The sequence below is a fragment of the Apibacter sp. B3546 genome (assembly GCF_009827885.1).
Classification (GTDB): domain Bacteria; phylum Bacteroidota; class Bacteroidia; order Flavobacteriales; family Weeksellaceae; genus Apibacter.
Map to the genome: position 1 here is coordinate 61,487 of NZ_WINW01000035.1, position 19,890 is coordinate 81,376.

The window sequence follows — 19,890 nt, forward strand, 5'->3', positions numbered from 1 at the left end:
TATGTAAATAAATTATTTACATAAGATTTTTTTAATATAAATAGTTAAAATCAATGAAAATTTCTTATAATTGGTTATGTAAATATATTAAGACTGATTTATCTGTTGAAAAAATAGCTTCCATACTTACAGACACAGGTTTGGAAGTGGAAGATGTTGAAGAAATTGAATCTGTCAAAGGCAGTCTAAAAGGTGTAGTTGTCGGTGAAGTCATTGAATGTGAAAAGCACCCGAATGCAGACAAACTGAAACTAACTAAAGTGAACTTAGGGGATCAAACCGTTCAAATTGTTTGTGGGGCACCTAATGTTGAAAAAGGCCAAAAAGTACCCGTAGCCACTATTGGTACTACTTTATATTCCGAAGACGGAAGCGAATTTAAAATTAAGAAAAGTAAAATACGAGGGGAAGAATCTTTCGGAATGATTTGTGCCGAAGATGAATTGGGCTTAGGCAAAAGCCATGAGGGCATACTCGTACTTGATACTAATTTAAAAGTGGGTACTCCGCTCAATGAGGTGATCCATGTTTCTAAAGATTATTGTATTGAAATAGGGCTTACTCCTAACCGTACGGATGCTATGTCTCATTATGGGGTAGCTCGTGATTTATATGCGGCGCTTAAAAGCAGAAAAATCAAGGCTGAATTGCAACCAATCACTTTCGAAAATTTCAAATTGGATGAAGCAAAAGGAAATCCAATTAGTGTTGAGGTAGAAAATCAGCAACTCTGCCCTAGATATTCGGGTATATATTTAAAAAATATTGAAATTAAACCTTCTCCTGATTGGTTACAAAACCAATTAAGAATCATAGGATTATCTCCTATAAATAATGCAGTAGATATAACTAATTATATATTACATTCCTATGGACTTCCTCTTCATGCATTTGATGCCGATAAAATTGGCGGTCAAAAAATAAAAGTGGGAACGGTACCGGAAGGAACTACGTTTACTACATTAGACGGAGTAAAAAGAAATCTATCCGATTCCGAATTACTTATAAAGGACGCTCAGGATACTCCTTTATGCTTAGCCGGTGTGTATGGCGGATTAGAATCCGGAGTTTCCAATGAAACTAAAAATATTTTTTTAGAAGCTGCTTACTTTGATCCGGTTTCTATAAGAAAAACCTCTAAAAAAGAAGGATTAAATACCGATTCTTCTTTCCGTTTTGAAAGAGGTGTAGACCCTAATTATACCCTGATTGCTTTGAAAAAAGCCTGTGAGCTTTTTAAAGAGTTAACCCATGCAACCGTTGTTGGAGAAATGATAGATATATATCCCAATCCAATAAAAAACGTAAATACTATTTTAAGGTATCATAAAATCGATCGAATATTAGGAAAGAAAATCCATAGAGAACAGATTAAAGAAATCTTAAAATCATTAGAGTTTACGATCATAAGCGATACAAACGAAGTTTTGGATCTTATAGTACCGGCCTATCGTGTAGATGTGACGAGGGAAATAGATGTTATTGAAGAAATTGCACGAATCTATGGGTACAATCAAATTGATATTCCTGAAAAGTTTTCGTTTGCTTATGAAAATAAAAATGCCTTTGATGAAGAATTTCTTGAAAACACGATTGCTAATCAATTAAAATATAATGGTTTTAACGAAATCATCAATAATTCGTTAACGGCTCGTAGAGATGAAAACACCCAATACGTGGAACTGGTTAACCCTTTAAGCACAGATTTGTGTGTAATGAGGCAATCCCTGGTATATGGAGTATTACAAAGTATATCATTTAACAGCAATCGTAATCAGAAAGAAATTAAGTTTTATGAATTCGGTAAAACCTATTTTAAAAATTCCGCGGGAACTTATATTGAAAATAAAAAACTTTCGGTAGCTTTATTCGGAAATTTCCAGGAAAATAATTGGATTATTCCTCAAAATACCTCTACTTTTTTTCATTTAAAAGGAATTGTAAGCCAATTACTTACCGGTTTTAATATATCCATTGATGAAAAACCGTTAGAGTCTTCTTCTCTGTATAAAGACGGCATCGAACTTTTTGTAAATGGATCTTCTTTAGGTAAATTAGGAAGTATCAATCCTAAGCTTTTAAAAGAATTCGGATTAAAAGGTAATGTATTTTATGCAGAATTGGAATGGGAAAAATGGGTGGATCTTGCCTCTAAGAAAAAACCTTATAAATTAGCTGAAATCCCTAAATTTCCGGGCTCAACCCGAGATTTAGCTCTTTTACTGGATAAAGATATAAAATATTTTGACTTATATAAAGCAGCCTTTGAAACAGAAAAAAAATTGCTTCAATCCGTAAATCTTTTTGATGTTTATGAGGGCAAAAATCTACCTGAAGGCAAAAAATCATACGCATTGAATTTCTTCCTTCAAGATGAAAATAAAACCCTTACGGATCAAGACATTGATAAGGTTATGAAAAAGTTGTTAGATCGTTTTTCAACCCAGTTTCATGCCGAATTAAGAAATAATTAATGATGAAAATATGCATAAAAATGTTGTAATTCTAGGGGCCGGAAATGTTGCTTATCATTTAACCAGAGCCTTACTTGAAAATACGGTGAATGTCGTACAGATTTTCAACAGAACCCTGGATAAAGCACAAAATTTCGCAGAAGATTATAATATTAATTATACAGATAAAATTTCAGAAATTGTTAAGGCAGACATCTATATTATCTGCACTTCAGATAAGGCCATTTCCGAAATATCTTATTATGTACCATTTGAAGATTGTTTAGTTGTCCATACTTCCGGATCGATCCCCTTATCTGCGCTTAAGGGTAAATACAGAAAAGGAGTCTTTTATCCTTTGCAAACCTTTTCAAAAAAAAGAGCGTTGGAATATGATAAAATTCCTTTTTTTATTGAAGCAGAAAATAAAGACGATGAAACTATTCTTTTAAATTTGGCTAAAAGAATTTCTGATGAAGCCTATGTTGTTGATTCAGAAAAGCGATTGAAAATACATATGTCGGGGGTATGGGCCAACAATTTCACTAATCATCTACTTTACATAGCCAATGAAATTTGTCGTAAACAAGACATACCTTTTGAGATTTTAAAACCTTTGATAAAGGAAACTTTTGAAAAAATAAATGATGACATTTCTCCGTATGACGCTCAAACAGGACCGGCAAAAAGAAATGACCAAGTTGTTATCCAAAAACATTTATCTATCTTAGAGTCTGATTCGAATTTATACCAAATCTATTCTCTACTAACTAATTCCATTTTAGAAACTTACCATGATAAATTATAAAGAAAAGCTCAATCATATTAGCGCATTCGTTTTTGATGTAGACGGAGTTATGACCGACGGATCCATCATTCTCATTAATAACGAAATGATAAGAAATATGAATACTAAAGATGGGTTTGCCTTACAGTTTGCTGTAAAGAAAGGTTATAAAATTGCCGTAATTACCGGAGGAAAGGATGCCTCTGTAGTGAGCCGACTTAACTATTTAGGTATAACTGACATCTATCTTGATTCTAAAGATAAATGGGATGATTTGGAAGATTTTCTTTACAAATACGGATTGAAACCGCATGAAGTTTTATATATGGGAGACGACCTGCCCGATTATGAGGTGATGAACCAAGTGGGAATTGGAGCAGCTCCCAAAGATGCTTGTCCCGAAATTCTTTCTATTGCAGACTATATTTCACCTATTAAAGGCGGTAAAGGTTGTGTGAGAGATGTGATCGAACAAGTTTTAAGAGTAAAGAGCGATTGGGATTATCTCGAAACAAAAGATACTACCGCTTCTATATAAACAACTTATTTATATAATTTTTAGGATGTAAAATTTATTTAGATCCCTAAATAAAATAACCAATATTTTTACCTCTTTGATAGCAATGGATAAAATTATACGCTTTCAATCATGTTATTCAAATTTAATTTTCATCCTATCTCCAAAATTTTTACACCACCTACCATCTCCATCAACTATATTGTTTTAATATAATTATTTGCACAATAAATACGATTTATTATAAATAAATTAGTTTTTATCAAACATACAATCTATAAACTGCAAAATTTGAATTATAAATGTTAAAAATTATTAAATAATTATATTAATTAAATTTATAAGAAAATTTTTGTTTCAAAAATATGGATAAATTTATTGCATGGTTTAAATCTTTAAACTTTGAATATCTTTCAATACTAGGGGCTGTTCTTTATATACTTGTTATTATTTATACCATCTTTAAAATAATCAAAAATACGGAAAATCCATCCAAAGCAATCGGGTATTTACTTATAGTTATTATCCTTCCCATTATTGGGGTAATATTATATTTTTCGATTGGAATGAACTACCGATTGGAAAAATTGTATAAAAGAAAATATACACACGATCGAAACTTCTATCAGATACTCAGAAATCAAATAAATGAACATACCGAAAAGAGAATCAACAAATACAATAAATTACTGGAGGGTAAAACTCATTCAATAAGAATGTTACTAAAAGACACTTCTTCTGCCCTTTATGTAGCCGACAATACCAAGTTGCTTATCAATGGTGAAAATAAATTTAAAGAGGTTATTGAAGAATTAAAAAAAGCAACGAAACATATCCATATTGAATATTATATTTTTGCTGATGACCGTATTGGAAACGAAATTAAAGACATTTTAATACAAAAAGCCAAAGAAGGCGTAACCGTACGATTTATTTACGACGATTTTGGAAGCCATTCGTTGAACAAAAGAATGATAAAAGAATTGCGTGAAGGCGGAGTACAAGCCGCTGCTTTTTACAAAATTAAACTTTATGCTTTTGCCAACCGAATGAATTACCGCAATCACCGTAAAATAATAATCATTGATTCTAAAGTTGGTTTTATTGGCGGAATTAATGTTGACGACCGATATATCAATACCCCGAACAGCAAACTATTTTGGCGCGATACCCATTTTATGGTGAAAGGAGAAGCGGTGAACGGACTTCAATATAATTTCATAACCGATTGGAATTTTTGTTCCGGAAATGACGTCGATCCTTTTGACAAAGACTACTTTCACGCGTCTAAAGATATCACCACTAAAGACGAAAACCCCGAACTTCTTCAGATTGCTGCCAGTGGTCCGGATAGCGATCGAGCAACCATAATGCTTGTATACAACGGAATTATAATGTCCAGCCGAAAGAGGCTTTATTTAACGACGCCTTACTTGATCCCTAATGAAACTATTGTTAATGCTTTAAAGTACGCAGCTTTAAGCGGAGTGGACGTTCGGATTTTGGTTCCGTATAAATCGGACAGTATCATTGTGAATGCAGCTTCGTGCGCCTATTATAAAGAGTTATTAGCCTCGGGGGTTCGAATTTACAGGTATACGAAAGGATTTGTACATGCTAAAACCATAATTTCCGACACCAATCTTTCCGTTATAGGATCAGCTAATTTGGATATGCGGAGCTTTGATTTAAATTTTGAAATAAGCGCCTTAGTTTACAGCGAAACCATTAACCGGGAACTTTATGATGCTTTTATGGAAGACATTGAAAACAGTACGGAAGTTTCCTATAAGGAATGGTTAAAACGAAACCGATGGGTAGATTTAGGTAATTCCATAGCCAAACTTATATCACCCCTTTTATAAAAAAATGATTAGTTAATTCTTCAAGGTTAACAAATATTTTAGGGTATAGCAATCCCTATATAGGGTAATTTAATTGATCTGTATTTTTTAAAAATACGTTTTTTTTAAAAGTTATAAATCGCTGATTGTAATACAATAAATTAGTTTTACTATACAATTAAAGTCCATTTAAGATAGACTTTTTTTTCGTATATTCGCAAATCAATTTTTTTCGCATTTGTTTTAAAAGAAAATGAGCAATAAATTTCAAGAATATAAAGAATTAAATCTAAATAAATTTGCAGACGAAATTTTAGAATTTTGGAAAAAAAATAATATTTTCCAAGAGAGTATAAAATCTCGTGAGGGCAATCCCCAATTCGTATTTTTTGAAGGACCTCCTTCAGCTAACGGAATGCCGGGCATTCACCATGTAATGGCTCGTACCATTAAAGATATTTTCTGCCGATACCAAACATTAAAAGGAAAACAGGTCAATAGAAAAGCCGGTTGGGATACCCACGGTTTGCCCGTTGAACTTGGAGTTGAAAAGGAATTAGGTATTACCAAAGAAGATATTGGTAAAAAAATAACTGTGGAAGAATACAACAAGGCTTGTAAAGAAGCAGTTATGCGATATACCGGTGCTTGGAACGAACTAACTCAAAAAATAGGTTATTGGGTAGATTTAAATCATCCTTATATTACTTACGATCCCAAATATATGGAAAGTGTTTGGTGGTTGTTGAAACAAATTTACGATAAAAATTTACTTTATAAGGGCTATACTATTCAACCCTATTCTCCTAAAGCAGGTACAGGGCTTTCCAGTCATGAGTTGAGTTTACCCGGTGCATATAAAGATATTACAGACACTACCATTGTTGCTCAATTTAAAGCAATCAAGGAAAGCACCACTTTATTTAACGATATTCAGGGCGATGTATACTTCTTGGCTTGGACTACCACACCGTGGACCTTACCTTCCAATACGGCGTTGACTGTAGGAGGATCTATTGATTATGTATTGGTAAAAACATTTAATCAATATACTTTTGAACCCATCAACGTTATACTCGCTAAAGAATTAGTAGGAAGTCAGTTTTCAGGTAAATTCGTGCCTGCTGAGTCTGATGCCGATTTTCAAGAGTATACATCTGAAAATAAAAAAATACCTTATCGAATTCTTGCCGAATACAAGGGAAAAGATTTAGTTGGAATAAAATACGAACAACTTCTTTCTTGGACATTACCGTATGAAGATGCGGACCGGGCATTTGTAGTGATTGATGGAGACCATGTGACTACTGAAGACGGTACAGGTATTGTTCATACTGCTCCTACTTTTGGTGCAGACGATGCGAAAGTTGCAAAAGAACACGGGGTACCCGGTATGTTGGTTCTTGATGAAAATCAAAATCCTGTTCCTTTAGTGGATTTACAAGGTAAATTTATTTCAAGTTTACCTGAACCTTTTGCAGGAAAATATGTTCGCATTGAATATTATACCGATAACGAAGCTCCGGAACGTTCAACCGACGTTGAAATAGCCATACTTTTAAAGACCGAAAATAAGGCTTTTAAAGTAGAAAAATACAATCACAACTATCCTCATTGTTGGAGAACAGACAAACCTATTCTTTACTATCCTTTGGATTCTTGGTTTATAAAAATTACGGAAGTTCGTGATCGAATGACCGAATTAAATCAAAGTATCAATTGGAAACCTAAATCAACGGGAGAAGGTCGTTTCGGTAATTGGCTGGAAAATGCTAACGATTGGAATCTTTCCAGATCAAGATATTGGGGTACTCCCCTTCCTATTTGGAGAACTGAAGATGCTAAAGAAGAAATCATCATTGGTTCTATTCAGGAATTGATTGATGAAATGGAAAAATCCGTAAAAGCCGGATTTATGTCTAAAAATATTTTTGAAGATTTTATTGTAGGTGATTTTTCCGAGGAAAATTACAGTAAAATAGATCTTCATAAAAATATTGTAGATCAAATAGTTCTTGTTTCAGAGAGTGGAAAGCCCATGAAGCGAGAAAGTGATTTGATTGATGTATGGTTTGATTCAGGAGCTATGCCATACGCTCAATGGCACTATCCTTTTGAAAATAAGGAATTAATAGACGAACGAAAATACTATCCGGCAGATTTTATTGCTGAAGGGGTAGACCAAACTCGCGGTTGGTTCTATACTTTACATGCAATCGGAACCATGATTTTTGACAGCGTAACTTATAAAAATGTTGTTTCCAATGGGTTGGTTTTGGATAAAAAAGGAAATAAAATGTCCAAAAGTAAAGGAAATGCTGTTGAGCCTTTTGAAACCTTGGCTATGTATGGGCCGGATGCTACTCGATGGTATATGATTTCCAATGCCCAACCTTGGGATAATTTGAAATTTGATTTGGAGGGCATTGACGAAGTACGCCGTAAAATATTCGGAACTCTATATAATACCTATTCATTCTTTGCTTTATATGCCAACGTGGATGGATTCAGTTATAAAGAGGATGATATACCTTTTAAAGAAAGAAACGAATTAGATCAATGGATCCTATCCGAACTTAATCTTTTGATAGATGAAGTGGATTCTTTCTATACCGATTATGAGCCAACCAAAGCTTTACGAGCAATTAATACTTTTGTTATAGATAATTTAAGTAATTGGTATGTGCGATTATCAAGAAGACGTTTTTGGAAAGGAGAATATTCCAATGATAAGATTTCTGCTTACCAAACTCTTTATAAATGTTTGGATACTATTGCTAAGTTAATGTCTCCTGCAGCACCTTTCTATTCCGATAGATTGTATCAGGATTTAAACGCAGTTACGGGAAAAGAACCTTATGCATCGGTTCATTTAGCTTATTTCCCTGTTAAACAGGAAAATGAAATCGATTATTTATTGTTGGAAAGAACTCATTTAGCACAAAAAGTTACCACTATGGTATTTTCTTTGCGTAAAAAAGAAAATATAAAAGTTCGCCAACCGTTGCAAAAAATTATGATTCCTGTTTTAAGTAAAAATGACAGGGAAAATCTCGAATCCATAATACCTATAATAAAACAAGAGGTCAATGTAAAAGAAGTTCAATTATTGAACCCTGAAGAAGCTTCTGATATTATTTTAAAAGCCGTAAAACCTAATTTTAAAACGTTAGGACCTAAATTAGGCAAAGATCTTAAAGCCGTTAGTCAAGAGCTCCAACAATTATCTTCTTCTCAAATTGAAGAGTTGGAAAAGAACGGGGCTATAACTTTGTCCGGCTACGAACTAAACTTGGATGATGTTGAAATTCGCACACAAGATATTACGGGATGGTTGGTTGCCAACGACGGCAAATTAACCGTTGCGCTCGATATCACTATCACACCTGAATTAAAATCTGAAGGAATTGCTCGAGAATTGGTAAATAAAATTCAAAATCTCAGAAAAGAGAATGGATTGGAAGTTACCGATAAAATATCTTTAGAAATTCAGGCAAATGAGGAAATTGAAAAATCCGTTAACGAAAATATGGAATATATATGTTCTGAAACATTAACACAGAAATTAACTTTTGTAAGTAACACTACCGATGGGACGGAATTAGACATTAATGAAATTAAAATTAAAATCGTACTAAAAAAAGTGTAATTATGACTGAAGACAGACTTAGATATTCTGACGAAGAACTTGAAGAATTCAAGATACTTATTCTTGATAAAATTGAAAAAGCAGAAAATGATTTAACTATGCTGAAAGAAGCGTTTGTTAATGATTTAAATAACGGAACGGATGATACCTCTCCTACTTTTAAAGCTTTTGAAGAAGGTTCGGAAACCATGAGTAAAGAAAGTAACTCCCATTTGGCGGCTCGTCAAGAAAAATTTATCCGTGATTTGCGAAATGCTTTGATACGAATTGAGAACAAAACGTACGGAATTTGCAGAATTTCCGGAAAATTAATAGGTAAAGAAAGATTGAAAGCAGTTCCTCATGCTACCTTAAGTATTGAGGCTAAAAACAATCAATAGTAAGAATGAAGAAAGTCTTATGGATAACATTTTTTATCCTTTTATTAGATCAAGTATCAAAAATTTACATTAAAACGCATTTTCATCTTCATGAGGAAATAAAAGTTTTCGATTGGTTTTATCTTACGTATGTTGAAAATCCCGGTATGGCTTATGGAGTGCAACTTGGAGGATTTATAGGTAAAATAGGCCTGAGCTTATTGCGTTTGGTATTAATAGGCTTAATGGCTTTTTATATCAATAAATGGTCTAAGAAGGCTAATACTTGGTATTTTATCATTCCGGCAGGATTAATTTTTGCGGGTGCAATCGGGAATTTGATTGACAGTACTTTTTATGGAGTCCTTTTCGATTCGGGTACAACTTATAACTCGGTTGTGAAGGATTGGTACGGATATTCGGGAATTTCCAAGCTTAATTTTAAAGGATATGCTCCTCTATTTGGGGGATGTGTCGTGGATATGTTTCGTTTTCCTCTTATAGACACTTATTTGCCCGAATGGTTTCCTGTATGGGGAGGTGAAAGGATTCAATTTTTTAATTATATATTCAATGTTGCCGATTCTTCCATCACTCTCGGAGCGATATTTCTCATAGGTGTTTATTTCTTCAAACCCGGTATGTTTCCTAAAGAGTGGATGAAATAGTTTTGTATAAAAAAGTACTCCATTTTGTATTCTTATGCGGGTTCTAATCTTTATATGGTATAATAAAAATGCATAAGTTTTTGCACTTTATATTTTAAATGTAAATTTGCATTTTATCATATAAAATATACCATGAGAGTTTTAACAGGCATACAAAGTACGGGTACTCCACATTTAGGCAATATTTTAGGAGCCATTGCACCGGCTATTAAGTTAAGCAAGGATCCTTCTAATGAATCTTTTTTCTTTATTGCCAATTTGCATTCCATGACGCAAATTAAAGATGCTGAAGTCCTTAAACAAAATACGTATGAAATAGCGGCAACCTGGCTCGCATGTGGTTTGGATATTTCCAAAACTTATTTTTACAGACAATCAGACATCCCCGAAGTAACGGAACTTATGTGGTATTTGCTTTGTTATTTCCCCTATAGCCGTTTGGCTCTGGCGCATGGATTTAAAGATAAAGCCGATCGATTGGAAGATGTAAATTCCGGGCTGTTTACTTATCCTATGCTTATGGCTGCGGATATTCTTTTATACGATGCACAAATCGTTCCGGTAGGTAAAGATCAATTGCAGCATTTAGAGATGACTAGAGATGTCGCTCAAAAATTTAACCACGTACACGGCGATGTTTTGGTAGTCCCTGAAGCCAAAATTCAAGAAAATACGATGTATGTCCCCGGAACTGATGGAAATAAAATGAGTAAATCCAGAGGAAACACGATTCAAATTTTTGCTCCTGAAAAAGAGTTGAAAAAACAAATTATGTCTATTGTAACCGATTCTACTCCATTGGAAGAACCTAAAAATCCGGATACTTGTAATGCGTTTTCTATATTTAAATTGGTAGCCACTCCTGAAGAAGTGGAAAATATGAGAGAAAACTACTTAGCCGGTGGTTACGGATACGGACATGCTAAAAATGAATTATTTAAAGTTCTTCTACGTGAATTTAGTGAAGCCAGAGAAAAATATAATTACTATATGAATCATATTGATGAACTTGAGAATATTCTTAAAGAGGGAGCTGAAAAAACAAAAAGCATAGCATCTGAAACACTCAAAAGAGTTAGAAAGTCTTTACAATTTTAAAATTTTTCAAAAAAAATTGCAGCAAAAAGATCTTTTGCTACAATTTAAACTAAACTAATTAAACTAATATTTAAATTCTTGTGTAAAAGGATACAATTTTAGTTTAATTATTTTTTTCCTGCAATTCTTTATAATAGATTTTATCTATAGCTGTATTTAATATTTTTATATAAGCTATATTTAGTATATATTCACATAACCGCCCTCGATATCTTTTTTAACTACTTCCGCTCCTCCATAGACATTAATATCTCCCCCATCTTTTATTTTGGTTTCAACTAATCCATTAGAATAAACAGATGCTGTTCCTCCGGAAGTAACTGCTACTGCAATTTTATTTGAGCCCACTTCTTTTGCATCGTAGGTGCCCCCGGATGTAATTTTAATATTTTGATGGTTTGCCAATCCAGAAATTTTGATTTCTCCTCCGGATTTTAGCTTGGCATGTATTTTGTTTACTCCAACAAGAACGGTAATCTTCGAACCTTCAGTAGCTCCGATATTTAATAGATTTTCTTCTAATTTATCATGACCGGTTATGGTTGATCCTTCGTAAGCATGTATATTATTTAACTTTTTATAATATACCTTTACGTTTACCTCATCGTCGTTCTCTAATTTCAACGTATCCATTCTAACAATTAATTCTCCGCCTTTTTTAACGATTTTTACGTCATCTTTTTTTACTCCGCTGATCTCTACTTTTTCTTCCGGTGAGGAAAGTAACGTCACAGGAATTTTATCATAAACACGCAAAACGGTAAAACTTCTTAAATTTTTAACTATTGCCTGAGCAGAAACAATCTGTATAAAAATTATCGCAAATAAAACAAATAAAAATTTCTTCATATACTTTTTTGAGATAGAATTCAATAATTAAGCCATAACTTCATTATGATTACTATATTATCAATAAGTATATTCTTATAAGGGGTATTGATGATTAGTTTAGCCTAGTAGTGCTTTTTTCCATTCTTCTTCTTTAAATCCTACTAAAATAAGAGAATAACTTATCACTAAGGGACGTTTTACCAACATTCCGTCGGTAGATAGAAGTGATAAGAGCTCGTCTTCGCTGCTTTTTTTTACTTTTTCTTTAAGATTTAATTCTTTATACAGTTTGCCTGATGTATTAAAAAATTTGTTTATGGGCAATCCTGATCTTTGATACCATTCTTTTAATTCTTCTTTCGTTGGACATTCTTTTGCTATATTTCTTTCTTTAAATTCTATGGTATTATCTTGTAACCATTTGATTGCTTTTTTACATGTGCTGCATGTGGGATAGCATAAGATTGTTATTTTCATTTCTTATATTTTTATGAAGTCAAATTTACTTTTTTTATGTGTCTAAAGTCTATTAATAATAGTTTAAAAATTAGCAAAGGGGTAATTATTTAAATTTAACTGGATCATTAGCTTTCAATTAAACCGGCTTTAAATATTGCTGGATTGATCAAATTAAGTAAACCTTATTAAATGAGAATTACTACAATACATAATCGGTTTTTTGTAATGTGAACATTAATGATCCACGTTATAATTTTAAGGTAAAAAAGTTTATAAAAATTGAATGCAGGAACTTTCTTTTTAATTGAACATTTCAATAATTCACTTTTTTCTTATAACCTTTCTTCTTTTGAAAATGTTACTCAATTTACAATAGATAATTTATCAATATTTCCTTTACTTTGCCCAACTGCTCCTACATTCATTATCGTGGAATTCCAACTTATTTATTAAATTAATCTAATTCAACTACTTTCATTGATTTTACCCTTGTACTTCCTTCGTATAATTCTATTTTATATAAAAGATATTTAGGTTTTTCTTTAAAAGATTCATAAATAACAGGAATTACTACATTTGCTTTATTTAGTAAAACATTAGCTTTATAAATTTTCATCCAACTATCTAAAGGTTCTTGTATTTTGATAACATCAAAACTACTATCACATATATCCTTTTGTAAATTTCTTTTGGCATATAAACTCTACATTCTTTGCAATTGAGAAACAAGTTCATACCCTTGAATTGTAATTGAGAATTTATCTTCAATGAAATAAACCCTATAGTTTTTAGATAATGAATATCTCAAGTTTAATATTGATACACTATCCTTCTCTTTTTTTATATTAAAGAAAACTATTTGACTATTTAAACCCATATTAAGAGAAGTTGGTTGTACTATAACTATATGACATTTTTCATCACTTTGTAATTCTTTAGAGAAAAGAATTGATTTATAAACCTCTTCTTTAGCCTTATTTACATAAGATAATTTAAGTGTATCTATTTGCCCATATAAAAATATATTTATCAAAATAATACTAAGAAAAATTATAAATTTCATCTTTCCCATTATATTTTAGCTTTATAACGTAATTCATTTGAACTAATTTTAAGTAATTGTTTTCATTAATGATTCCTATACCTTGATTTTTTGGATATTTTTTAGGTGGACTAGGATAATTAGTATCTCGACTATCTATTTCAGATTTATATAATTCATCACTTCCATTTAAAAAACCAAATTTCATTTCAACATTTCCCGCCTGACTAACATTTACGGCACAACCAACATATGATTTTTTATCAGGAATTCCTATTTCTCTTCTTTTTACATTACACAATTTAGCTTATGTTTGTACTGGACCTAAAGTATTTTTTCTTTCTGTGTTAACATACCATATTGATCAGTTAACTTTAATAATATATGTTCAGTAAATTAATATTAATGGAAAAGCCGAAGTTATAGTATTTAGAAAATTTAACTTTCTTAATAAATCATTACATCAATCTAAAACATAATTAATCGAGCCTTTTATATTATTCGAATTTTAAAATTTATCCTACTACCTTTTCTTTTAATAAAATATGTTTCAGAAAAAATTAGTAAATACCACAAAGATTTCTTTACCTTAAAGAACTTGGATATAAAAATGAATTATAAATACAACAACTTTCATTATAAAAGTAATTGTGTAAAGCTTAAACTTTAAAACGATATATTTAAATTTGATAAATAATGCATAGAATATGGGGTTTATTATTCCAAATCGCTCAAGTCAAGTTCTGGATAATGTTCTTTTGCATATCTAACAAACTCATCAAGCGACCCTTGAAATCTTATAACAAACTCAATAAGTTCATCTTTCTGTTTTCTATATGCTTTGTAAATTTTCTTTACAATAGCTTTTTTAGTACCATCTTTCATCTGTGATATAAATTTAGCATCGGAAGGAAGTGGATTCTTATTATTCAGTATTTCAATTGAAAGATAATTTTTCGCTATAAACCAATTATATAAATTTGAATATTCACGTCCACCACTTATGATAAATTTAGGTAATAAAATAATGTATTTACCTTTGTAAAAAGGTAGATTAACACTTTTAACTTCCCATTTTTTAGTTATGGCATTATAGAATTCAATAGAAACAGAACTTACTGATATTTTATATTTTTTGCATATTTCAGAAGTGAAACTGGCAAAAATATCTCTACAAACATTTGCTATAATATCAGACATTATATCCTGTCCAATACCTTTTACTAAGAGTAGTACAAAATGAGCATCATTCGTAACGTTAACATTTTGTTTGGCAAATCGGTTATTTCTTAATGCATCAAAAATAGTGACTGCCCTTGTATTTGAAACTGCTTTTCCTTTGTTTGTTCCCGAATATCCTAAATGATATTCATTAGGCTCGTGTAAATGAGATAAGAACTCCTTACCCTCAATTGATTTATTTGGCTTTATAAAATCGCTATTTAGCTTGGATAAAAACTGGTGCATTTTCTCATAAATATCTAATGCTAATTTATTTCCTAACTTATTGTTTTCAATTAAGAAGGGACAAATAAATGCTGTTAAATCCTCATCTATTGGAATATTTACAAAATCAATATCTTGTTTCTTCAATTTTGTAAAATGACTGTTAAAAGTATTTTTCATATTAGTAATTCATTAAATTTAATTTTTATTAAAAAGGGGCGTTTCACCCCAATCGTTTTTTTATTTGTTCTTGATGATACTAATAATCCGATAAATAACAACATTACAAAATCTTTGATTGCTAATAATTTTGCATTTACAACTATCAAATAAATGTAACTATATTCATATCAAAAAATTACATCATCTTTAATTTATAAAAATTTCTGTATAAACAATAATTTTTAAATTTATCAATATGCTTTTCACTTCTGGTTGAAAAACTTAACCAAACACTTTCTAAGTTGTATCACTACTTTTCTTTACGGACAACATTGAATGGTTTGTTGTTAGAAGTTTTAACATCCATAAATCTACCCGTGTTTGTGTCACGTTTTACCCAAGAATTAGTTTTTGGGTTGTAGGTTTGTGAACGTTCTCTAACAGCTCCTTTTCTTGAATTGTCCCTTGGTGGATTTGTCGCCATCGTTTACATTCTTTTTGTTAGACAATCTCCATTCAGAGTCGTGGAGTTTCACTCATGATTTCTAATATATGATATTAAGTTATCTAAATAATTTTTATCAGTTTTATTTCTGTCTTTTTTCAAATATTCAGTTATACCCTCTTTAACATAATATACATTTGCTCCTCGTTGCCATTTAGGATTCCTCCCATAAAATGGTTTTTATAGAATATCCTATTTTTAATAAATAAATCACTTCTTCTTCAGTTCCTACGCTACCCGACGAAACTGTTTCTCCATAAACAATATGAGGTAAAACTTTCCTTACATTTCCATTTGAATCTCTATTTACGTGAGATATTAAATAATCAGCCCATATAGCCATAACAAATTCTTTTTTATTATGTTACATATTGTAATGCTATTTAATTTTCATAAATTGCCATATTATTGGAAATTTTTAAAGAACTTTTAGCATTATATTGTAAATGGGTATAAATAACCGAGAAATAGCTACTTCTAAAGAAATATGCGCTGCCATTGAGAAAGCTATGACAAAAGAGTTTTATGAGTTACTAGTAAAGTATTCTCTAAAAAGATTAAGTACTTTTTTCAACATTAAATATAATTTTGAAAAAGGAATAAGAGGAATTATGATTCAAGATATGATTCAAGAAACTTTAGAAAGATTAATAAAGGAAGGGGGTAGAAATTGGTATAAAGATAAATTTGAAGATATTAAATTGCAAATCATTAGTTCACTTGACAGCGTAATATCAAATACTGTTTCTACACATTTAGAGAAGGATAATAAAACATTTGAAATTTTTGAAAACGATGAAATAGAGATAATTGATAATGAAGAATATAACAATCTTCTTGAAATTTGTCACGAAGAACTTAAACGATTAAATTCAACAGACCATGAAATATTACTATTTGAACCTTACATAATTCAAGGAATGAAAAGACAAGTCATATCTGAATTATTAGGAATTTCATTAAATGAACTTACAAACATTAAAAAAAGGTTAGATAGAAAATTACCATTACTAAAAAATAAATTAAAGGGATTGGGATATGAAAAGTAATTTTATAAAAAAGATAGACAAAGTAATTATTAATCAAACTTTAGAAAATGATTTCACATCTTTAGATGCTGAATTAGAGTCATTGGAATATAATATAGATGAGATAAATAATTTTTCTGAAAAGATGTATAAAAGACAATCATTTTTATTGAAAGGAATGATTAACAAGCAAAAAGATATAAATCTTTTAGAAAAGGCTTCTCTAATGCTTCAACAAGCAATAGAAGAAAATATTGATAAACCTGTGAGTTATTTAAAAAATTTAATTCAAAATAATCAATTTCAAGTTCAATATAGGAACCTTGAAAGTTTAACTATTGATGAAATTAAGGAAATCATAAAAGACCAAAACTTATTAGAACTTTTAGAGAAATTAGAAAATGAAGACTAATAAAAGAGGAACTCTAAAAGCAAGAGAGTTACTTGAAGAAATTGGATGTGATGATATTTCTGATTTATCAATGGATATGCTGGTTTCGGGTCTTGGTGCAACTTTAATTATGGAACCACTAAAAAATTCTGATGGAAAAATAATAAGAGGGAATAGTAAAACTTTAATCAAAATTAATTCTGAAATCCCTTACGAAGAAAAGATTCGGTTTACTATAGCCCACGAAGTAGGTCATTTTTTACTTCATGACAAATTAGATTTAGAGGTTCACAACGATAACAATAATACATTAAACTGGTTTAAATCAACTGAACAACAAGCAAGAAACGGAATACAGGAATGGGAAGCTAATGATTTTGCATCAGAACTATTAATGCCCGAAAAAGTGTTTAGGAAATTTGTGGAAAATAAAAAATTTTCGCCATACCTAGTAAAAGAAATAGCTTCACATTTTAAGACAAGCCTTACTTCTGTTGTTTATAGATTAGTTTCTTTAAACATTTATCCGTTATTCATCGTTTCAACTCATAATGGGAAAGTATCTTATTGGAATAAATCTGAAAATTTCTGGATTCATGTTAAAGATATTACAAAATTAGCACCTCCTAAAAATTCGGTTACACAAGAATATATTGAAGCTGATTATGATTTTATTTACAAAGACACTGAAAAAGCACAACTCATTTCAAAATTTGTATGGTTTGAATTAAAATCTTTTGAAGAGGATTCTAATTTTTATGAATATTGCATTCCTAAAAAACAATACAAATCAATTATTAGTATAGTTTGGGAAGATTGATTACTTTACAGGTTTAATTTAGAATTTATCTTCTTCTCCTTCTATCTTAATTTCATTAGTACTGTTAACTAGTTCTGATAAAACTATAAATTCATATCTTTTTATGTATTTACCTAAAGTTGAATATTTCACCTTTAAATTCTCTTTTTTTAATCTTAATGTCCCATCATTTTTTATTTTCTTCTCTATCTCATCTAATTTATATCCATATTCAGACTTATCAACATAATATATTGAACAATAAACATCATTTTTTATCCCTATTCCTTGTGTGGTAGTTTCTCCTAAACCAAAACCAACTATATATTTATTTGTTACATCTACTTTATAATCTTCACATAATTCATATATCGCATTAATATTAGAATGCCCATCTAGTTGAATCACTCCTGTTAAATCACCATACTTTGTATTAACATATTTTTTTATTAAATCTAATTTATTAGAATCCATAATTTTACAATATTTAATTTTTAATAATTTACTATTAACAAGGTAAAAATATTATCTTATTTGAGCAAAATTTTTTTTATACTATAATATTTTATAAATTATAATTCATTCAGATTAGATGCTATCATTTTTCCTTCATAATTTTTGCCTGAATCATCGGAATAAACCATTTTTACCATAACAACAAGACTATTTCAAGAAATCACAAATTATTTCACCTTCCGATAACCTTAGAATTCTATTTATTAATTTAAAAAAGAACAAACTAAGAAAAAGTAAAGCTTTCTTATTGTACATCATTTTAATCCACAACTTTTACTGATTCAATCTTTCCCTTTTTTAGAAAATGTGTCCTTATTAAGCATATATTTTTTCTATTTCTTTATTTTTTTTATTAAAGTAAATAATCATAAGACTCACTTTCAATAAGTTTTAAAAAAAATAAAAATATTTAGCTTAAATTTATTAACAATTAATATAAATTATAATATATAATGAAAATGCTTTTTATCTTATTATATCTCTTTCCTCTTTTATACCACTTATTATTTCTTTGATTATTTCTAATTTACCTTTATCATTATATCCTATCTTAATTTTGAATAAATAATATTTTTCTTTTTCAAGAAACATATGCCCTTTTGATAACGATTCATATTTTACAGGAATTACAACCTCATAATTTTCATATTTATCATTGAGTTCGATAGGATGTTTACTATAATATTTCTGATATATCTTTATCCATTTATCTATGGGTTCGTATATTTTTATTATATCAAAACTACTTTCACATAAATCCGTTATAAAATCAATTTTCTGAGGAATATATAAACTATCTGTATTTAGAAGTGCAGAAATGTATTCTCGATCAAATTCAACACCCAAAAATTTTCTTGGATCCTCAAATATCAAGTATTTTTTTGGCAAATCTTTTCTTAATTCTTTCACTGATACACTATCTTTAGTTATATCTAGATTTGTATAATAAAAACCTAGAGAACCGCCTGTAGAATAGCCTTTAGGATAATAATCCATATTTAAAGAAACCGAATTAATTCCTACTACATGGCATTGCTTATTGCTTTTAAACTCTTTGGAAAGTATAATTGATTTATATACCTCAATTTTTAAATGATCAATTGGACTAACATCTACATTATTTATTTCTCGACTGCTTATTTGTCCTTGCAATATATAGATAAAGGAAAAATTAATTAAAATCGATAGTTTCTTCATATACATGATAATTTATAGTTGTTAGAAATCTTAAAATAAATAAGTTATCAATATTTCCTTTATTTTGCCCAACTGCTCCTACATTCATTATCGTGGAATTTCAACTTATTTATTAAATTAATCTAATTCAACTACTTTC

General features: G+C 30.2%; 21 protein-coding genes. 11 read left to right on the forward strand and 10 right to left on the reverse strand.

All coding sequences use genetic code 11. From position 1 onward, the window contains the following. Positions 1-53 precede the first annotated feature (53 nt). The 8 genes from pheT (at position 54) to trpS (ending at position 11,375) form a co-directional block, all read left to right on the forward strand. Positions 54-2,474, forward strand: a complete 2,421-nt coding sequence (gene pheT, locus GFU93_RS07390; RefSeq protein ID WP_160568417.1) for a phenylalanine--tRNA ligase subunit beta — start codon at positions 54-56, stop codon at positions 2,472-2,474. Positions 2,475-2,484: 10 nt separating this feature from the next. Beyond that, complete coding sequence (locus tag GFU93_RS07395; RefSeq protein ID WP_160568419.1) at positions 2,485-3,261, forward strand: Rossmann-like and DUF2520 domain-containing protein; 777 nt, start codon at positions 2,485-2,487, stop codon at positions 3,259-3,261. Further along, entirely contained in the window at positions 3,251-3,778 is a 528-nt protein-coding gene (locus GFU93_RS07400) for an HAD family hydrolase (RefSeq protein ID WP_160568544.1), read from the forward strand. Before GFU93_RS07395 ends, GFU93_RS07400 begins: the two co-directional genes overlap by 11 nt. 344 nt (positions 3,779-4,122) lie before the next feature. Continuing rightward, positions 4,123-5,622 (forward strand): cardiolipin synthase, encoded by a 1,500-nt coding sequence (cls, locus tag GFU93_RS07405; protein WP_160567042.1) that lies wholly within the window; start codon positions 4,123-4,125, stop codon positions 5,620-5,622. Positions 5,623-5,854: 232 nt separating this feature from the next. Further along, positions 5,855-9,250 carry an isoleucine--tRNA ligase gene (gene ileS / locus GFU93_RS07410; protein ID WP_160568421.1) on the forward strand — a complete coding sequence of 1,132 codons (3,396 nt, stop codon included), beginning with the start codon at positions 5,855-5,857 and terminating at the stop codon, positions 9,248-9,250. 2 nt (positions 9,251-9,252) lie between these two features. Beyond that, a complete protein-coding gene (locus GFU93_RS07415; protein WP_105297303.1) occupies positions 9,253-9,630 on the forward strand; it encodes a TraR/DksA C4-type zinc finger protein in 378 nt (125 codons plus the stop codon). 5 nt (positions 9,631-9,635) lie between these two features. Then, positions 9,636-10,277: a lipoprotein signal peptidase gene (locus GFU93_RS07420; RefSeq protein ID WP_160568423.1), complete on the forward strand. Its 642-nt coding sequence runs from the start codon at positions 9,636-9,638 to the stop codon at positions 10,275-10,277. A 132-nt stretch (positions 10,278-10,409) separates the two neighbouring features. Then, the gene (gene trpS, locus GFU93_RS07425; protein ID WP_160568425.1) at positions 10,410-11,375 is read left to right on the forward strand and encodes a tryptophan--tRNA ligase; all 966 of its coding nucleotides are present in this window, start codon (positions 10,410-10,412) and stop codon (positions 11,373-11,375) included. A gap of 180 nt (positions 11,376-11,555) precedes the next feature. On the opposite strand, the gene GFU93_RS07430 is transcribed toward trpS, so the two are convergent. The 8 genes from GFU93_RS07430 to GFU93_RS07460 form a co-directional block, all read right to left on the reverse strand. After that, positions 11,556-12,224, reverse strand: a complete 669-nt coding sequence (locus tag GFU93_RS07430) for a GIN domain-containing protein (RefSeq protein ID WP_160568427.1) — start codon at positions 12,222-12,224, stop codon at positions 11,556-11,558. 99 nt (positions 12,225-12,323) lie between these two features. Next, entirely contained in the window at positions 12,324-12,683 is a 360-nt protein-coding gene (locus GFU93_RS07435; protein ID WP_160568429.1) for an arsenate reductase family protein, read from the reverse strand. 436 nt (positions 12,684-13,119) lie between these two features. After that, complete coding sequence (locus tag GFU93_RS07440; RefSeq protein WP_160568431.1) at positions 13,120-13,281, reverse strand: hypothetical protein; 162 nt, start codon at positions 13,279-13,281, stop codon at positions 13,120-13,122. Positions 13,282-13,368: 87 nt separating this feature from the next. Next, on the reverse strand, positions 13,369-13,728 hold the full coding sequence (locus GFU93_RS07445) for a hypothetical protein (RefSeq protein ID WP_160594148.1): 360 nt from the start codon (positions 13,726-13,728) through the stop codon (positions 13,369-13,371). Next, on the reverse strand, positions 13,706-14,008 hold the full coding sequence (locus GFU93_RS07450) for a hypothetical protein (RefSeq protein ID WP_160567060.1): 303 nt from the start codon (positions 14,006-14,008) through the stop codon (positions 13,706-13,708). Before GFU93_RS07450 ends, GFU93_RS07445 begins: the two co-directional genes overlap by 23 nt. A gap of 416 nt (positions 14,009-14,424) precedes the next feature. Beyond that, on the reverse strand, positions 14,425-15,333 hold the full coding sequence (locus tag GFU93_RS07455) for a hypothetical protein (protein WP_160568434.1): 909 nt from the start codon (positions 15,331-15,333) through the stop codon (positions 14,425-14,427). Positions 15,334-15,625: 292 nt separating this feature from the next. Continuing rightward, entirely contained in the window at positions 15,626-15,799 is a 174-nt protein-coding gene (locus GFU93_RS10060) for a hypothetical protein (RefSeq protein ID WP_185150464.1), read from the reverse strand. A 175-nt stretch (positions 15,800-15,974) separates the two neighbouring features. After that, positions 15,975-16,163, reverse strand: coding sequence for a hypothetical protein (locus GFU93_RS07460; protein ID WP_160568435.1), 189 nt, complete (start codon positions 16,161-16,163; stop codon positions 15,975-15,977). Between the two features lie 103 nt (positions 16,164-16,266). Here GFU93_RS07460 and GFU93_RS07465 point away from each other — a divergent pair, with 103 nt between their 5' ends. From GFU93_RS07465 to GFU93_RS07475, 3 genes are read left to right on the forward strand one after another with little or no spacing between them, the layout of a single operon-like run. After that, positions 16,267-16,869 (forward strand): sigma-70 family RNA polymerase sigma factor, encoded by a 603-nt coding sequence (locus GFU93_RS07465; RefSeq protein ID WP_160568436.1) that lies wholly within the window; start codon positions 16,267-16,269, stop codon positions 16,867-16,869. Beyond that, entirely contained in the window at positions 16,859-17,260 is a 402-nt protein-coding gene (locus GFU93_RS07470; protein ID WP_160568438.1) for a hypothetical protein, read from the forward strand. The genes GFU93_RS07465 and GFU93_RS07470 overlap by 11 nt, the downstream gene beginning before the upstream one ends. Next, complete coding sequence (locus GFU93_RS07475) at positions 17,250-18,059, forward strand: ImmA/IrrE family metallo-endopeptidase (protein WP_160568440.1); 810 nt, start codon at positions 17,250-17,252, stop codon at positions 18,057-18,059. The genes GFU93_RS07470 and GFU93_RS07475 overlap by 11 nt, the downstream gene beginning before the upstream one ends. 18 nt (positions 18,060-18,077) lie before the next feature. On the opposite strand, the gene GFU93_RS07480 is transcribed toward GFU93_RS07475, so the two are convergent. Continuing rightward, the gene (locus GFU93_RS07480; RefSeq protein ID WP_160568442.1) at positions 18,078-18,512 is read right to left on the reverse strand and encodes a hypothetical protein; all 435 of its coding nucleotides are present in this window, start codon (positions 18,510-18,512) and stop codon (positions 18,078-18,080) included. A 507-nt stretch (positions 18,513-19,019) separates the two neighbouring features. Further along, entirely contained in the window at positions 19,020-19,751 is a 732-nt protein-coding gene (locus tag GFU93_RS07485) for a hypothetical protein (protein ID WP_160568444.1), read from the reverse strand. Positions 19,752-19,890 lie beyond the last annotated feature (139 nt).

Bases quoted from the DNA above. Each gene is read 5' to 3' on its own strand.
- GFU93_RS07395 (WP_160568419.1), top strand. From the start codon at position 2,485: ATGCATAAAAATGTTGTAATTCTAGGGGCCGGAAATGTTGCTTATCAT.
- GFU93_RS10060 (WP_185150464.1), bottom strand. From the start codon at position 15,799: ATGGCGACAAATCCACCAAGGGACAATTCAAGAAAAGGAGCTGTTAGA.
- GFU93_RS07455 (WP_160568434.1), bottom strand. From the start codon at position 15,333: ATGAAAAATACTTTTAACAGTCATTTTACAAAATTGAAGAAACAAGAT.
- GFU93_RS07445 (WP_160594148.1), bottom strand. From the start codon at position 13,728: ATGAAATTTATAATTTTTCTTAGTATTATTTTGATAAATATATTTTTA.
- cls (WP_160567042.1), top strand. From the start codon at position 4,123: ATGGATAAATTTATTGCATGGTTTAAATCTTTAAACTTTGAATATCTT.
- GFU93_RS07480 (WP_160568442.1), bottom strand. From the start codon at position 18,512: ATGGATTCTAATAAATTAGATTTAATAAAAAAATATGTTAATACAAAG.
- GFU93_RS07460 (WP_160568435.1), bottom strand. From the start codon at position 16,163: ATGGCTATATGGGCTGATTATTTAATATCTCACGTAAATAGAGATTCA.
- ileS (WP_160568421.1), top strand. From the start codon at position 5,855: ATGAGCAATAAATTTCAAGAATATAAAGAATTAAATCTAAATAAATTT.
- GFU93_RS07465 (WP_160568436.1), top strand. From the start codon at position 16,267: ATGGGTATAAATAACCGAGAAATAGCTACTTCTAAAGAAATATGCGCT.
- GFU93_RS07440 (WP_160568431.1), bottom strand. From the start codon at position 13,281: ATGAAAATTTATAAAGCTAATGTTTTACTAAATAAAGCAAATGTAGTA.
- GFU93_RS07420 (WP_160568423.1), top strand. From the start codon at position 9,636: ATGAAGAAAGTCTTATGGATAACATTTTTTATCCTTTTATTAGATCAA.
- GFU93_RS07470 (WP_160568438.1), top strand. From the start codon at position 16,859: ATGAAAAGTAATTTTATAAAAAAGATAGACAAAGTAATTATTAATCAA.
- trpS (WP_160568425.1), top strand. From the start codon at position 10,410: ATGAGAGTTTTAACAGGCATACAAAGTACGGGTACTCCACATTTAGGC.
- GFU93_RS07435 (WP_160568429.1), bottom strand. From the start codon at position 12,683: ATGAAAATAACAATCTTATGCTATCCCACATGCAGCACATGTAAAAAA.
- GFU93_RS07485 (WP_160568444.1), bottom strand. From the start codon at position 19,751: ATGAAGAAACTATCGATTTTAATTAATTTTTCCTTTATCTATATATTG.
- pheT (WP_160568417.1), top strand. From the start codon at position 54: ATGAAAATTTCTTATAATTGGTTATGTAAATATATTAAGACTGATTTA.
- GFU93_RS07415 (WP_105297303.1), top strand. From the start codon at position 9,253: ATGACTGAAGACAGACTTAGATATTCTGACGAAGAACTTGAAGAATTC.
- GFU93_RS07430 (WP_160568427.1), bottom strand. From the start codon at position 12,224: ATGAAGAAATTTTTATTTGTTTTATTTGCGATAATTTTTATACAGATT.
- GFU93_RS07475 (WP_160568440.1), top strand. From the start codon at position 17,250: ATGAAGACTAATAAAAGAGGAACTCTAAAAGCAAGAGAGTTACTTGAA.